Genomic DNA, 14829 nt, shown 5'->3' with positions numbered 1-14829 from the left:
AAGCCTATACTTCTTCTGAGTGTTGGTAAGTTAATACAGTAGAAATTACATAAGGTATATCGTTAAAACTGCCCATGGTATCCATAATTTGTTGTCTGCCTTGGAGCTCAATGGTGACTAGTAATCGTGAATCTTGTGTTGTATGATGCACTTCGACGCCTTCTATTATGCTGAGTGCATTTTTTACCTCTTCTTCCTTACCTTTACTTGTGTGCACTAAAACGCCACAAATATCAATACTATCCTTAGTCTGCTCCATTGTTAAGACCACCCAATACCAATTTTAAATATAGACTGACATTATAAAAAAGACACCCCAAATTAACAACAACATAGATTGTTTTTAGTTAACTCACGGTATTGAAATGATAAAGAAGGCGTGCCTCCTGTTAGCTACTATATTGGGAGAATAATATACAGAAGGCACAATTGCATTCTAATAAAATTTCCTTTAATTTCAATAATATAGGTTAATTTTTTATAATTTTTAACGTTTTTCTTGACCTATGTTATCTTAATAAAAAATAGTTTTATTTTGATAACCTAAGTTGTTTTTATATTTTTTTAAATAAGTTAAGATTGCATCGAAAATCACTATTTTGTTATAAAAATCTATAGGAGAAATGCAATGAAAGCAATTATAAAAAGTTTAATTTTCTTTTTATCTTTGATGTTTTTAAGTAGCTCGGCGTTTTCGTCAGTTACTGAGCCGCCCGCTCAAATGTCAGAGACTAGTAAGCAATGTGCCACTTGCCATAAAAAGAACAATAACGGCATCGTCCAGCAATGGGGGGACAGCAAACATCATCGTGCTAAAGTAGGCTGTTACGAATGTCACGCTGCTGATCCTGGAGATAAAGATGCTTTCTTGCATGGTAAGAAAGGCGATAAAAAACTAATCTCCATTATCGTATCCCCACGTGATTGTGCAAATTGCCACGCTCACGAAGTTAAACAAACTGAAGATTCACACCATGCTAAAGCAGGTCGAATTCTAGGATCGCTAGATAATTTATTAGCAGAGGTTGTGGAGGGTAATAGTGGCTTTGTAACAGAAGGATTCCCTGATGGTAATTCTGCTGCTGCCGTTAATGGCTGTTGGCAGTGTCACGGTTCACAGGTGAAGGTACTAGAAAATGGTGCGCTAGATCCTGCAACATGGCCAAACACAGGTATTGGTAGAATCAACCCTGATGGCTCAGAAGGAGCTTGCACAGCTTGTCATTCTCGTCATAGCTTCTCGGTAGAGCAAGCACGTGCACCTGAAACCTGTGGTAAGTGTCATATGGGCCCTGATCATCCACATATCGAAATCTACAATGAGTCTAAGCATGGTATTCAATATGCTTCTCAAAAAGGTCAATTAGGTATGGATAAGTCCAAGTGGGTTCCTGGTGAAGATTACTACACCGCCCCAACTTGCTCAACTTGTCATATGGGTGCGACTAAAGATCAAGATGTGACACATGATGTAGGTATGCGCATCTCTTGGAACAATCGCCCACCAGTATCTATTCGTCCTGAAGTGTCTGATAAGAAAATGGATCTACCTGGTCAACACGTCGATTGGGAAACTCGTCGAGACAACATGCAAGATGTTTGTTCCGCTTGTCACTCAGAAGACTATATTGAAAACTTCTATACACAATATGATGGATTGGTTAACTTGTACAATGAAAAGTTTGCCAAGCCTGGTATTAAGTTAATGAAGGCCGCTAAACCATTGATGAAGCCAGTTAAATTCTCTAATAAGATTGACTTTATTTGGTTTGAAATCTGGCATCACGAAGGTCGTCGAGCTCGTCATGGCGCCGCAATGATGGGTCCTGATATCACTCATTGGCATGGTACTTATGAAGTTGCTAAGCATTTCTATGCTAAGTTCATTCCAGAATTAGAGTACCTAGTTGAAAAAGGTATGCGCTCTACATCTGAGAAGAAACAAGTGTCTGCTGCGCTTTTACAGGCAACCATTGATGAAGTGCTCAACTCGGATAACCATAAATGGTACCTGGGCAAGATGAGCGCCAAACAGCAGGAGATTCGCAAGAAGGCGACTGCAGACTTTAAGGCTCAATTTGAAAAATAACAAAGCCTCATAAGTTTTAACTTAAATACCCCTGACAAGGCAACTTGACAGGGGTATTTTTTTTACTATTTTTTATATGGATAAGAAAATGAAATCAAAAAAACTAATCACATTGCTACTATTTTGTATCACTGCTTTAAACTACCCTGCCCTGGCAAAATTACCAGATTCAAGCAAAATTTTGCAACAGGTAGGTCAAATAATGCAAGATAATAAATTCAAAGAGTCTGAGCAAAAGCTCAAAAATATAATTGCAAATTCTCCCAGTAAGCAAGCTTATGTAGAATTAGCCAATTTATATATTGGACAAAACAAAAACCAGGAGGCAATCGGTTATTATCAAGAGGCGGCGCTATTAGAGCCAACAGATCCAAAGGTCTTTACATCTATGTCTGTTGCCTATCTGCATCTTGGATTTTACGAAGCATCCAAAGCAATGGCGCAGCAGGCTTTAGCCCTAAAACCAACACTCGAGCATGCAAGTAAAATTGTTGAATATATTGACAAAAAGCAAGCTGTGTTAGCCAGAGCGGCTAAAGCCGGAAAAACGAATTAAACTAAGCGTGTGCACAGCCTTCAGACTCAAAAGAGCGGCAACTTGATCCCGTCACTTTGTCGCAATATTTACACAGCTCATCACCACTTTCAAGATTAATAGTCTTGTTGGCAAGGCTAATACCCTCTTCTTTTAATAAAATTAACGCTCTTGAAAAAGACTCGGGCTTTATCCCCAAATAAGAGGCAATCAGGCTTTTTGAATAAGGCAATCTAAATGTGTTGTTAATTTTGCTGTGCACCAAATACCAGCCCACTTTCTCCTTGGCAGATTTCAATTGCAACACCTCGGCATTAACCATCAATTTCTGCACATTGCCTGCCAAATAAGTAATGATGTTGGTAGAGAATTGATGGCTTTTCTCTGTGAATCGCTCAATTTCATCTTTATTAAAATAAATCAAAGTGGTATTTTTAACGAATTCTGCACAAATGTCATAATGCTTAGAATAATGCATTGGCGACACAATGTCTTTTTTATCCACCAGGGCAATGACTATTTCATCACCCCGCTCATCTACTCTGGTAAGTTTGAACAAGCCATCAAATACAATATAACACTTGGCATGCTCTTGCGAATCAAAGGTGACCATCTCCCCTTTGCGATATTGCTTAATTTTAATCGTCTCAAGAAAATCGACCAGATCGTTCGTATCTATATCTTTAAATATAGACGTCTTTTCCAAAAACTTATAGTATTTATTGTGGTAATTTTTTGCAGAAATCATTTCAAACCCCCAGGTATTAAATTAATTTGACAAGCACATTATATGATTCACTGTTTAAATAAAAAATAACCTAGGTTAATAATTCTTGATTTTGGTCAAACTTTTTTTATAAGACGACATATTCTAAAAACAAACAAGGGTAAAAATTTATAGATTGAGCGCTTAGGATATAATTTAAAAATGAACATTAAACGACCAAAGCGTAAAACCATCATGCAGCTTATGATGATTGTTTTAGCCATTTTTATCATTCGCGCCTATCAACAACAAGATCTAACCACAGGTCAAGTGCCAAGCTTCAGCTCTCAGACACTCAGTGGTGAAGTGATAAATTCCAGCCCACTTCCGGATCAAGGTGTGCTTATTCATTTCTGGGCAACTTGGTGTCCGGTTTGTAATTTAGAAAATGACAATATTCAAGCCATTTCAAAAGATTTTAAGGTGCTTAATATTGCCATTCAATCAGGTAGCGATCTTGAAATTCAAGCACATGCTGAAGATAACAATATGCAACTTGATAATATTATTAACGATCAATCAGGCTCTATCTCAAAACTTTTTGGCGTTAAAGGCACACCCAGTAGCTTCTTTGTTAACACCAAAGGTCAAATTCAATTTACTGAAATTGGTTATGTAACCACATTGGGCTATCGCTTAAGACTGTGGTGGGCAGGATTGTAAGTAACGACTGGTCTATACACCTAGACCCCCTATTTAAGCGCGAGTCCTACCTGCGCTTAACTGACTTTTTAACCCATCAAGAAAGTAACAATCTCACTCTATTTCCACCCAAAGACCAGATTTTTAATGCTTTTGAACTCAGCAACTTTAAGCAAACCAAGGTTGTTATCGTTGGCCAAGATCCTTATCATAATGAACATCAAGCACACGGACTAAGCTTTTCTGTGCCAGAGGGGGTTAAGATTCCACCATCCCTTAGGAATATTTACCAAGAATTAGAACTGGACCTGGGCATACCTCCAAATCCAAGCGGCAGTCTAGAGCATTGGGCAAAACAAGGTGTACTACTCCTTAATAGCGCGCTTACAGTTGAAAAAAACTCACCTGGATCACACGCCAAAACCCCTTGGGTTGATTTCACTGAATCAGTCATTCAATTACTCAGCGACAAAAAACAAAATTTGGTGTTTTTACTCTGGGGCGCTCATGCCCAGAAAAAAATCGAACTAATTGATCAAAACAAGCATTTGGTATTGAGCGCCTCACACCCTTCGCCTTTTTCAGCACATAAAGGTTTTTTTGGTTGTAAACATTTTTCCAAAACCAATGAGTACCTTAAAATACATAAACTTAAATCTATAAACTGGTAGAAAGAGGAAGGCCTTGCCTTCCTCCAAAACTAAAAAATATGAAATTAATAATTGACGATGCCTGCTACGCTTATAACGAAATTTTCTCATCGTTTGGAGAGATTATTACAATGGCTGGGCGTGATATAGATACATCCTCAGTAAAAGATTGTGACGTATTAATTGTGCGCTCACGCACGCAGGTTAATGAAGCACTGCTTAAAGGCAGCTCAATTAAGTTTGTTGGCTCAACTGTGGCAGGACTTGACCATGTTGATCAAGATTATTTGAAAGATAACAATATTCGTTTTTTCTCAGCTCAAGGCTGTAACTCGATGGCAGTTGCAGAATTTGTTATCGCCACTATTCTCAATCTAGCGGACAAACACAACTTTAACTATCAAGATAAAACACTAGGCATTATCGGTGTGGGCAATGTTGGTTCACGACTAGCCGCCAAAGCAGAACTATTAGGCATTAAAACCTTACTTAATGATCCAATACGCCAGCAAAATGAAAATTTGCCAAATTTTGTTAATCTTGACACAGCGCTGAGTGCAGATATTGTCACCTTTCATACACCGCTAACTTTTAATGGTGACTTTCCGAGCTTTAAACTACTAAATCAAGCTAATTTTCACTGTATTAGCGACAAAACCATTCTTTTTAATGCTGCTCGAGGTGGTGTGATTGATGAAAAAATTTGGGAAAAAACGAAAACGCTAGAAAATGTGATTGATTGTTGGGAAAACGAGCCAAATATTAACCAAAACTTACAAAAAACTGCCTATTTGGCTTCACCACACATCGCAGGGCATTCAGTTGACGCCAAATTTATGGGAAGTTTCATGGTTTATGAAGCTTTATGTGATTTTTTAGGCGAAAAACAGCAAGAAAGTATTAAAAATTTGATAAATCCTGGCGTTTTATCACTAAAAAGTGATAATCTACTTGATTGTTTGAATGAGGTTTATGACTTTAAACAAGACACTTTGGCCATTAAAAATTTAGAAAATTTTGAATATTACCGCCGAAATTACCCCATTCGCTATGAATGGCCTCATTACAACAGCCAGGTAATACTACCCATTGCCTAGCCCTTAAAACACGGCTGCCTTGAGTAACGATCTAACTCAACTTCCTTATCTTTAAATAGCTCAGCATTGGTGATATGATGTATTGACACTGTATCAGGATTTTGCTTTGTCATTTCATTTAGAGTTTTGCTTTTTTGAGTGCGAGACATGCCATGCCACTGCGTCAGCAACCGACCATTGTTAATAGAGTTTTCGTAGTTACGATTAGTACTTTTAATTTCAACCGGTATTTCAGGCACTTTAACTTGAGCTGACCAATGCTGATCAACATCCATCTCATGCCATATTTCAGCTGCAGATTGATACTCAAAACCCTTAAGACCAAGTGACTTGGCCACCAGACAAATAATCTCCCAATCTGGCTTGGACTCTCCTGCTGGAGGCAAGAAGGCGTTTTGCTTTAAATACCGACGCTCTGAATTTTTTTGATGACCTGTTTTCTCACTCCAAGAGCATGCCGGCAGAATGATATCCGCATCTTCTGTAGTGAGTGTTTTGGTAAAGTCTGAAACGATCAAAGTGTCAAATTGTCGGTAGTTAATCATGCTATGGGCTGGATTTGTCGCCATTACCCAGAGGGTTTTAATTTGCTCTGTTGAGAAAAATTCTGTTGCAGTTAGATCGGCTGTTCGTATACCCAACTCGCGCCCACCCATAGCATTTGACTGGCCGGTGAGCGACAAAACACCACAACCGGGTTTGTTAATATTGCCTGTATAAATATGTGCATTAATCAAAGCGTTTACTTTGTCAGTAGCATCGGTTGATTGGGTTAGCCCTTGGGAGTAAATACTGAGCGTTTTTTTATCTTTAAACCAGGGCTGATTCACCAAATCATCAATCAGCGTCATATCCTGGCCTGCCTTTACTTTAATAAATAAATCTGATCTTTTGGCAGTTGTGGTTTCATACACATCAACACACACCACAAAAGCTTTGGATTTTTTAATATGGTTAAACACAATTGGATGGCAATCAGCGGTATTACTACCAATGATAAAAATGGTTTCAGCTAAGTAAATATCATTATAAGAAACAGGAACAATATCAGCGCCATAGGCTCTTTTATTGGCTTCCACTGTTGAATACATACACAAGCGAGAATTACTCTCGATATTTTTAATGCCGAATGCGTCTGCAAATTTCTTGGCCACGTACAAGTCTTCCATCAACATTTGCCCGGATACATACAAGGCAATTTCACTCTTTGGCGTGGTTAAAAAATTATCACGAATGGTGTGTACAGCTTTTTCCCAACTACCAATTGATGGATATAGCAGTCTATCTTCATCAGTGCCAACCGTTTCTAATAGGGTTTGGCCTTTAATGCATAACATTCCCTGGTTAACAGGCGAGGCTTTATCGCCCGTTAGCTTCAGGGTTGATCCTGATCGACTGATATCTATGCCGCAGCCAACACCACAATAAGGACAGGTTGTTTTAAAGCTCATATTTCTTTATTTAATAATTAACAATAACAGCAATACAAAATTAACCGCGAAAGACAATGCTATCCAAAGTCTGTATTTGTTTAGCTCAGATTCTGGTTTTTTATCCTTTTGCAAGCTTAAAAATTTTGAATTCGGATACTCTAAATCGTATAAAAATTCACTTAAAACCTCGTACCTTTTGGTGTGATCGAGACAGCAAGCTTTTCTAATAGCGCCATCAATCCATATTGGCAAATTAGGGTTGTGCACAAGGGTTGATTCATATCTTAATTTAGACAATTTTTTGGCATTTAAATTTTTATCCAGCTTATCTTCATAAGGCAAGGTCGAGGCAAACATCTCATACACAATAGCACCCAAACTAAATTGGTCAGAGACTTGTGAAACGCGCTCATCCAAAATTACCTCAGGGGCAGTATACCCTTGCGTACCCTGATTACCCACGGTATGAATAGGGCTGACTAGTTCTGTAACGCCTGCAATTCTTGCTGAGCCAAAATCAATAAGCTTAATTTGGCCAATTTCATCAATCATGATATTTTCAGGCTTGAGATCACAATGAAGCATCTCTTGACGATGAAATGCTCGAAGTCCTTGAATAATTTGCTTAACAAAACTAACCACCACTTCAACCTCTGGGTTTGGATGCTCATCCATCCATGCTCGTAAAGTTTGACCTTTGATGTATTCCATCGCATACGCCATAAAATTAGACTGCTCATTATTGTTGTAAATCTTGACTACATGCGGGCTTTGTACACGCTGACCAACCCATTTTTCATACATAAAATTCTTTAAGTACTGTGGGTCATCTTCAAAATTAACCGATGGGGTTTTGAGTGCCACTAACTGAGAAGAGGCAATGTCTTTGGCTTTATAGAGCTGCATCTTTGAACTAGACACCAATAGTGATTCCACCTCAAATCCATTAATTTTCATACCCTGAGTGAGATCAGGTGGCACCGGTCTTTGGGTTAACTCATCAAAAGCCTCATTCAGATTTTTTTCAGGTAGTTGCTCAATCTTAACAATCATGGCGGATAAATTATCCAAGCTACCTTTGTTCACTGCTCTATCAATAATATCACTGGATTTCGATCCTCGATTCATGAGTATTTCAAGCAATGAATTATCCAAATAGTCGTGCACACCATCTGTTGTCATTAAAAATTGATCATCCAATGCTAAATCAAATGTCTGGTAATCCACATTAATTTTAAGATCAAATCCCATTGCTCTGGAGAGATAGGTTTTTTCTTTATTAAGATTAAGCACATGATCTTTAGTGATCTGAGTCAACACACCTGAACGAATTCGATAAATTCGTGAATCCCCAACATGAAATACATGCGCTATATTTGATTTAAAAACAATCGCACTAAGCGTTGAAAGCATCGAAGAAACTTCGTTGGACCTCATCGATTGTGAATATAGCCAATTATTAAGTGCGGAAATTACCTTAGTAGCTGAATGCTCAACGCTCCAAGAATCTGGTGTGGCGTAATAATCACTTAAAAATCCATTAACACAACAAGCGCTCGCCTCACGTGCACGCTCACATGCACTAACACCATCAGAAATTACCGCAGCAACACCTTTGTATTCAACCGCCTTGGTATCAGGCACATGATAAGAGCAAGCATCTTGATTTTCCGACTTGATGCCAGCAATAGAGGAGGAGTCGACAGTGACTTTTAATTGTTTCATATTCTTAGTTTAATTTAATAATTTCAACAGTTCCATCATCTAGCACTTCAGTCATATGACCTTTTGGCTCTTCTAGGAAAATCACGATAAGCACTAGAACAACAAAACTAACAGCGCCAATCAGCATAAAGAACTGATCATAATCAACCAATGAATTGACAGTTAGGAATAGTACGGCACCCACATTACCAAAAGCACCTGCCATGCCAGCTATTTGACCTGTTAACCGTCTTTGAATCAGTGGCACCATAGCAAAAATTGCACCTGAGCCTGCCTTGGAGAATATACCGCCCAAGATGGTTAATGCAACTACGGCATAGATAGACCACCCTTTGTCGACATTTCCTAAAGCTATAAAACTTAAGGTAACGCCCGAAAAGGCAACAATTAAAGTTAATTTTCGTCCGTATTTATCACTTAAATAACCCCCGCCTGGTCGGGCAAATAAATTAATGAATGGATAAACACCTGCCAATAATGCTGCTGTAATTTTAGGCAATTCGAACCAGTCAACATAAAACATCGCCAACATTGAAACCACTGCCAACTCGGTACCGAAGGTAACAAAGTATGCCCAATCTAAAATAGCCACTTGTTTAAATTTATATTGATGCTGTTTAGGCACGGGCACTTTGAGGATGCTAGCGTTCACCTGCCAAGTCTTATACACTTGTAAGACAAATACTAGCACTAATATCAAATACACACTCAGCTCAGTATTAGATGAAATCATGTTCATATTTGCCGGAGATAACTTCCAGGTTAATAGAGATAATGCTAAATACAACGGTATATTCATCAAAACATACAGTAGCAAATCCCACTTATTACTAACTTCCATAGCACCTGATTTTTTGGGCTTGAAGTAGGTTGAGCCTTTTGGTGTATTGGTGACATTAAAGTAATAAAAAACACCGTAAGCAATCGCCAAAATACTTGCGATAGTAATGGCGTAGCGCCAGCCATCAACATCGCCAAAACTGGCTGCAATGAATGGCAAAGAGACTGCTGCACCCGCTGAACCAAAGTTTCCCCAGCCACCATAAATACCCTGAGCAACACCCGTTTGTTTCGCTGGAAACCATTCAGATATCATGCGAATACCAACTACGAAACCTGCGCCAATAAAGCCTGATAAAAATCTCATTAGCGCTAATTGTTCGTACGTTTGCATCCAGCTAAAAATAATAGATATAAGACCACCTAAAATTAAGATACTTGAAAATAATATTTTGGGGCCAAATTTATCAACCAGCATGCCCACAACAATTCTGGATGGAATGGTCATGGCAACATTTAAAATTAACAATACCTTTGCTTGCTGCTCAGTTAATGATAATGCCTCTTGGATAAAGGGCATCATTGGACCTAGACTCAACCAGACAACAAAAGTCATGAAAAAAGCAAACCAGGTCAGATGCAGAATCCGAGTCTTGCCTTTAAATGAAAATAGATTTAATTTATCTTCCATAGTATTTCCCTAAGTTAAACAGACAATCGATGATTTGTTGTTAACCACGGATTTTTAAGGCTTTGAGGTAGTTGAGCTGCCCAATGCTTGATTTTTTCAGGTGTGTCTAATTTTGATTGAATATATTCAAGTCCTACACGCTCTTCAAAATGCATCACACGCTCTAAATAATTTGCCTCTATACGATAAAGTTGGGTAAATGCTTTAAGATATTCAATTACCTCGTCTTCTGTTTCAAAGAATCGATCTTTTAGGCAAGCCTTGGTGCGAATACCACAAGCACCTGCCACATGAATCTCATAGCCTTTTTCGGTACAAATAACACCAAAATCTTTAATGGTTGCTTCCGCACAGTTACGCGGACAACCACTCACACCCATCTTGAATTTGTGCGGCATAAAATGCGACCAAACGGCGTCTTCCATTTTTATCGATAGACCCATCGAGTCTTGAGTTCCCATTAAACAATGATCCTTACCAACACAAGATTTGCAAGTTCTAGTTGCCTTACCATAGGCATAACCTGACTCCATGCCCGCAGCAGCAATTTCACTCCACATATCATTTAAATTTTCTTTAGGAATGCCTAGTAAATCAATACGCTGACCACCGGTTACTTTCACGGTTGGCACTTCATATTTGACAGCAATATCAGCTAACGCTTTAAGCTCTTCTGGTGTTGTTAGTCCGCCCTGCATTTGTGGCACAATTGAATAAGTACCATCATTTTGCAGATTGGCGTGCATCATTTCATTGTGTGGTCGCTCTTGATCATTATGCTCATACTCTTCATTAAACTGTGAAGAAAGGTAGTAGTTGATTGCTGCACCACATTTTTCACATGATCCATCAAACCCTAGAGATGATCTAACCTTGTCAATATCTACTAGCTTTTCTAATGATCTAACATACTTCCGAACTTCTTCGGTGGTGTGCGTTGTGCAATCACATAGCGTATCTTTGACAACCAATTCAGCACCTGATACAAAGCTAAAAATTTGTTTTGCTACTGATGTACAACCACCACAACCCGTGCCACAACCCGTTTCCTCTTGTACGGCCTCAAAGTTATCACAACCACCAGCAACAGCTGTCACAATGTCGCCTTTGGTCACGCCCAAACAGCCACAAACCTGCTCATCATTAGCCATTTTTTCAACACCAACAGATCCAGCAGAAGCACTATCAATGCTAATATCGCCAAATAACAAAGTTTTACGCAAGTCGGTAATGTCTGTTTCATTTTTAATTAAATCAAAATAAAACAGACCGTCAGTAGAGTCACCAAAAAGCACTGCGCCCACTAATTTGTTATCTCTAATTGATAAGCGTTTTCGAGTGTTTAATGAATGATCCTTAGAACACATAATCTCATCATCTTCATTGTCAAACTCGCCCGCTGAGAATACATCCACCCCAGAAATTTTTAGCTTAGTGGAAATATCTGATCCGGTATACATATGGTGCGACACTTCACATACTTGCTCTGCACAAACTCTAGCTTGTTCGAATAATGGTGCCACCAATCCATATGACATGCCACGATGTTTAATACATTCTCCCACCGAATAAATAGCAGGATCTGAGGTCATCATCGTATCACCAACCATAATACCTCGATCCGTATGCAGGCCAATATTCTTAGCGAGTTCATCATTTGGCACAATACCAACTGACATGACTACCATGTCGACATCCATCATTGATCCATCTTCAAACTCTAATGATTCAACACTTTCTTGACCAATAATATTAGTTGTAATTGCATTCAACTTAAAATTGATATTTTTTTGTTCTAACACCTTTTGCAGTAAACCACCTGAAGAGGCATCTAACTGCATATTCATAATGGAGTTCATATTGCCAATAACGGTCACATCAAATCCAAGTTCATTTAAACCATTTGCCGCCTCAAGACCTAATAACCCAGTGCCAATAACAGCCACCTTCAAATTTTTACCAGCCTTAGACTGCATATACTCAACATCATAGATATCTCTAAATGAAACCACACCATCAAGCTCTTTACCAGGTAGTGGCAAAATAAATGGCGTTGATCCTGTACAAATAACCAGGCGATCATAGTTAATTAAATCACTCTCTTGACTTTGAATATTGCTAATAGATACATTTTTGGACTTTCTATCAACAGTAGTAACCTCATAGCCTGGCTTGAAAGTAATATTGTTTTGCACAAAGTATTCTTCACCATGAGTTTTGATATCTTCAAACTCTTTCTCTCCAGCTAATACTGGTGACAACATAATCCTGTTGTAAGGCATTACCGTCTCTGCACCAATAATGATGATGCGATACATTAATGGATCTATTTTCAATACCTCATCCACCACCTTCATAGCACTCATACCTGAACCAACAATTACTAAATTTTTCATTTTTTATACCTATATGCGTTAATCAATGACTTTTTTTAAGCCAAAAAAAAGCCGGCTATTATCTCTAGCAAAATTGCATAGATTAATAGCCGGCTTCAATACCTTGGGGCCAATTTCATCTTTAAAATTGGCAAAAAAAAACGCTTATTTTAAAACCCACTTAAATGGATTTAAAAAATAAACGTCTGTGTTTGTTGCTGTTCCCGTCTTTGGGAAGTAACTGAGTATAATTATACCAAATTTTGTTTAGTATATTAGAATAAACTGAATAAAAATACAACTCATTGCAATATATAGTCCTATAATTAAAAGTATGAATAAAGTTATTGTACAAGAAAAAGATTTTGACCTAACCATGGAAGTGGCGCTAGCCAGAGGCAATGACAGCGACATTGGCGCTGTGGTTTCTTTTGTTGGAACGGTGCGTGATTTGGACAATGAATCCATTAATAAAATGACGCTAGAGCATTACCCAGGGATGACAGAAAAAGCATTAAATTCTATTGTGGAGCAAGCACAATTACGCTGGCCCCTTGGCAATACAACTGTCATTCATCGTGTTGGAGAATTATCAATTAATGATCAGATCGTGTTGGTTATTACCACCAGCAAACATCGTAAAGCAGCTTTCGAGGCTTGTGAATTTATAATGGACTATCTTAAAACTCAAGCACCTTTTTGGAAAAAAGAACACACAACAACTGAGAGCAAATGGGTAGAGGCAAAAGACAGCGACTTGCAACAAAGCGATAAATGGCGATCACAGAATTAGCTTAAACCCTTGTATGAATAAAAACATTGCAAAAATACCAAGTAAAAAAGTAACCAAATAAGAAAAGTTATCTTTTAATAATTTTTGGCCAATTTTTCCAATCAACACATAAAAGTAAAATAGTATTGAGCTGACACTAAACATAATAAACGCATAAATACCAGCGTTCACCATCAACCCCAAATTTAATTGATTAGCGATAACAGCGCCTGAAGGGAATAAAATCCAAATCTTGGGCGATAGCAGCATAATCATCAGTAAGTTAACAAAACTCAATTGAAGTGGGGAGTCAGTCCACCCTGCTTTAAAAGATTTTGCCGCCATAAATAAAATATAAGCACCACCAAGAAAATAAAACACATAGCCAGCAGCACTAAACAGCTGAGTAATAATATCAACAAATACTACGCTAACAATGGCTTGTGGGACTTGAATGATTAGGTTGACACTCAAAAAAACAGTAAAGAAAAACTTAACAATATCTTTTGCTGCTTGCTGATTAGTTGTTGCCATAACGGCCAGCCAAACTGGGCCTGGTGTCACAAAAAATATAAACCAAAAGAACAAAATTTTATTAAAAATTTCAATATTCACTATTACTCAGATTCTTGCAAATCTGTCAAAAAATTAAAATTAATAAACATCTTCTCAAGATCTGAAAAGTCCACTTCAAGCGCTTGATTGTCTTTGAAAAATTTCCCCAATCTTCTTTCCCCGCTAGCTAAGTACGCATCCAACGGAGTTTTGATGGAGACCTCCACCAATGCAAACGTTGGATGCAAATGGCCATTCGCACTCGCCACACATATCTTAGCCTGATTTTTTAACATTTCACGACTAAGCCTTTCTAGCAATATATTGCCAACATAAGGCCCATCACATGGAATAATTAACAAGTATTTTGTAGAAATCTGACTCAATGTGGCAGAAATGCCTGCTAATGGCCCTTGATAATCAGATAATTCATCGGTTACCACCCTGCCGAATTTTTGATATAGGTCAAGGTTTCTGTTAGCACTCACCCATATACTATCTACCGATTGACTAACAACATTGACGGCATATTGGATGAGTGGTTTTTGATTAAACAAAATCAAGCCCTTGTCTTTTCCACCCATGCGCGAAGCTTGCCCGCCAGCAAGAATAACGGCACTAACATCGTGTTTACTTATACTTTTCATGTGGTTATGTTATCGGTAAATTAATACGCATGTGATACAATTAAATGCATTTTTTTAAATTAATAGAGTACG

14 protein-coding genes are annotated in these 14829 nt (G+C 38.1%); 6 read left to right on the top strand and 8 right to left on the bottom strand.

The features are described 5' to 3' along the window. Window positions 1-4: 4 nt before the first annotated feature. Window positions 5-259: a chaperone NapD gene (locus tag ABNR88_RS00195; RefSeq protein ID WP_291925397.1), complete on the bottom strand. Its 255-nt coding sequence runs from the start codon at window positions 257-259 to the stop codon at window positions 5-7. A 369-nt stretch (window positions 260-628) separates the two neighbouring features. On the opposite strand from ABNR88_RS00195, the gene ABNR88_RS00190 reads away from it, so the two are divergent. Beyond that, window positions 629-2089, top strand: coding sequence for a multiheme c-type cytochrome (locus ABNR88_RS00190; protein WP_291925394.1), 1461 nt, complete (start codon window positions 629-631; stop codon window positions 2087-2089). An 88-nt stretch (window positions 2090-2177) separates the two neighbouring features. Then, window positions 2178-2645 (top strand): tetratricopeptide repeat protein, encoded by a 468-nt coding sequence (locus tag ABNR88_RS00185; RefSeq protein ID WP_158403352.1) that lies wholly within the window; start codon window positions 2178-2180, stop codon window positions 2643-2645. A 1-nt stretch (window position 2646) separates the two neighbouring features. On the opposite strand, the gene ABNR88_RS00180 is transcribed toward ABNR88_RS00185, so the two are convergent. Continuing rightward, window positions 2647-3372, bottom strand: a complete 726-nt coding sequence (locus ABNR88_RS00180) for a Crp/Fnr family transcriptional regulator (RefSeq protein ID WP_291925382.1) — start codon at window positions 3370-3372, stop codon at window positions 2647-2649. A gap of 180 nt (window positions 3373-3552) precedes the next feature. Between ABNR88_RS00180 and ABNR88_RS00175 the strand changes: the two genes are divergently transcribed. The 3 genes from ABNR88_RS00175 to ABNR88_RS00165 are packed head-to-tail and all read left to right on the top strand — an operon-like array spanning window position 3553 to window position 5779. Then, window positions 3553-4053 (top strand): redoxin domain-containing protein, encoded by a 501-nt coding sequence (locus tag ABNR88_RS00175; protein ID WP_291925377.1) that lies wholly within the window; start codon window positions 3553-3555, stop codon window positions 4051-4053. Then, entirely contained in the window at window positions 4038-4703 is a 666-nt protein-coding gene (gene ung / locus ABNR88_RS00170) for a uracil-DNA glycosylase (protein ID WP_291925505.1), read from the top strand. Before ABNR88_RS00175 ends, ung begins: the two co-directional genes overlap by 16 nt. Window positions 4704-4741: 38 nt before the next feature. After that, window positions 4742-5779: a 4-phosphoerythronate dehydrogenase gene (locus ABNR88_RS00165; RefSeq protein WP_348669727.1), complete on the top strand. Its 1038-nt coding sequence runs from the start codon at window positions 4742-4744 to the stop codon at window positions 5777-5779. Here the strand turns inward: ABNR88_RS00165 and ABNR88_RS00160 are convergent. From ABNR88_RS00160 to nirB, 4 genes are read right to left on the bottom strand one after another with little or no spacing between them, the layout of a single operon-like run. Beyond that, a complete protein-coding gene (locus tag ABNR88_RS00160; RefSeq protein ID WP_291925372.1) occupies window positions 5776-7230 on the bottom strand; it encodes a molybdopterin-dependent oxidoreductase in 1455 nt (484 codons plus the stop codon). The two genes, ABNR88_RS00165 and ABNR88_RS00160, sit on opposite strands and share 4 nt — an antisense overlap. A 6-nt stretch (window positions 7231-7236) precedes the next feature. Beyond that, complete coding sequence (locus ABNR88_RS00155; RefSeq protein ID WP_348669725.1) at window positions 7237-8937, bottom strand: bifunctional protein-serine/threonine kinase/phosphatase; 1701 nt, start codon at window positions 8935-8937, stop codon at window positions 7237-7239. Window positions 8938-8941: 4 nt separating this feature from the next. Beyond that, window positions 8942-10408 carry an MFS transporter gene (locus ABNR88_RS00150; protein WP_291925367.1) on the bottom strand — a complete coding sequence of 489 codons (1467 nt, stop codon included), beginning with the start codon at window positions 10406-10408 and terminating at the stop codon, window positions 8942-8944. 14 nt (window positions 10409-10422) lie between these two features. Then, a complete protein-coding gene (gene nirB / locus ABNR88_RS00145; RefSeq protein ID WP_291925365.1) occupies window positions 10423-12804 on the bottom strand; it encodes a nitrite reductase large subunit NirB in 2382 nt (793 codons plus the stop codon). A 313-nt stretch (window positions 12805-13117) separates the two neighbouring features. Here nirB and moaE point away from each other — a divergent pair, with 313 nt between their 5' ends. Further along, complete coding sequence (gene moaE / locus ABNR88_RS00140) at window positions 13118-13576, top strand: molybdopterin synthase catalytic subunit MoaE (RefSeq protein WP_291925362.1); 459 nt, start codon at window positions 13118-13120, stop codon at window positions 13574-13576. On the opposite strand, the gene ABNR88_RS00135 is transcribed toward moaE, so the two are convergent. Continuing rightward, entirely contained in the window at window positions 13565-14089 is a 525-nt protein-coding gene (locus ABNR88_RS00135) for a hypothetical protein (protein WP_291925360.1), read from the bottom strand. The genes moaE and ABNR88_RS00135 overlap by 12 nt on opposite strands. 83 nt (window positions 14090-14172) lie before the next feature. Further along, window positions 14173-14757: a molybdenum cofactor guanylyltransferase MobA gene (gene mobA / locus ABNR88_RS00130; RefSeq protein WP_291925358.1), complete on the bottom strand. Its 585-nt coding sequence runs from the start codon at window positions 14755-14757 to the stop codon at window positions 14173-14175. Window positions 14758-14829 lie beyond the last annotated feature (72 nt).

The organism is uncultured Candidatus Thioglobus sp. (genome assembly GCF_963981275.1).
Lineage (GTDB): Bacteria > Pseudomonadota > Gammaproteobacteria > PS1 > Pseudothioglobaceae > Thioglobus_A.
Note: the sequence above shows the minus strand (reverse complement) of the source record. Positions and strands in the feature narration are given on the sequence as shown.

What these genes read in the sequence shown, in the direction of transcription:
- ABNR88_RS00160 (WP_291925372.1), bottom strand. Translation starts at nt 7,230, where the DNA reads ATGAGCTTTAAAACAACCTGTCCTTATTGTGGTGTTGGCTGCGGCATA.
- ABNR88_RS00190 (WP_291925394.1), top strand. Translation starts at nt 629, where the DNA reads ATGAAAGCAATTATAAAAAGTTTAATTTTCTTTTTATCTTTGATGTTT.
- moaE (WP_291925362.1), top strand. Translation starts at nt 13,118, where the DNA reads ATGAATAAAGTTATTGTACAAGAAAAAGATTTTGACCTAACCATGGAA.
- ABNR88_RS00195 (WP_291925397.1), bottom strand. Translation starts at nt 259, where the DNA reads ATGGAGCAGACTAAGGATAGTATTGATATTTGTGGCGTTTTAGTGCAC.
- ABNR88_RS00135 (WP_291925360.1), bottom strand. Translation starts at nt 14,089, where the DNA reads ATGGCAACAACTAATCAGCAAGCAGCAAAAGATATTGTTAAGTTTTTC.
- ABNR88_RS00165 (WP_348669727.1), top strand. Translation starts at nt 4,742, where the DNA reads ATGAAATTAATAATTGACGATGCCTGCTACGCTTATAACGAAATTTTC.
- ABNR88_RS00175 (WP_291925377.1), top strand. Translation starts at nt 3,553, where the DNA reads ATGAACATTAAACGACCAAAGCGTAAAACCATCATGCAGCTTATGATG.
- ABNR88_RS00180 (WP_291925382.1), bottom strand. Translation starts at nt 3,372, where the DNA reads ATGATTTCTGCAAAAAATTACCACAATAAATACTATAAGTTTTTGGAA.
- mobA (WP_291925358.1), bottom strand. Translation starts at nt 14,757, where the DNA reads ATGAAAAGTATAAGTAAACACGATGTTAGTGCCGTTATTCTTGCTGGC.
- ABNR88_RS00150 (WP_291925367.1), bottom strand. Translation starts at nt 10,408, where the DNA reads ATGGAAGATAAATTAAATCTATTTTCATTTAAAGGCAAGACTCGGATT.
- ABNR88_RS00185 (WP_158403352.1), top strand. Translation starts at nt 2,178, where the DNA reads ATGAAATCAAAAAAACTAATCACATTGCTACTATTTTGTATCACTGCT.
- nirB (WP_291925365.1), bottom strand. Translation starts at nt 12,804, where the DNA reads ATGAAAAATTTAGTAATTGTTGGTTCAGGTATGAGTGCTATGAAGGTG.
- ABNR88_RS00155 (WP_348669725.1), bottom strand. Translation starts at nt 8,937, where the DNA reads ATGAAACAATTAAAAGTCACTGTCGACTCCTCCTCTATTGCTGGCATC.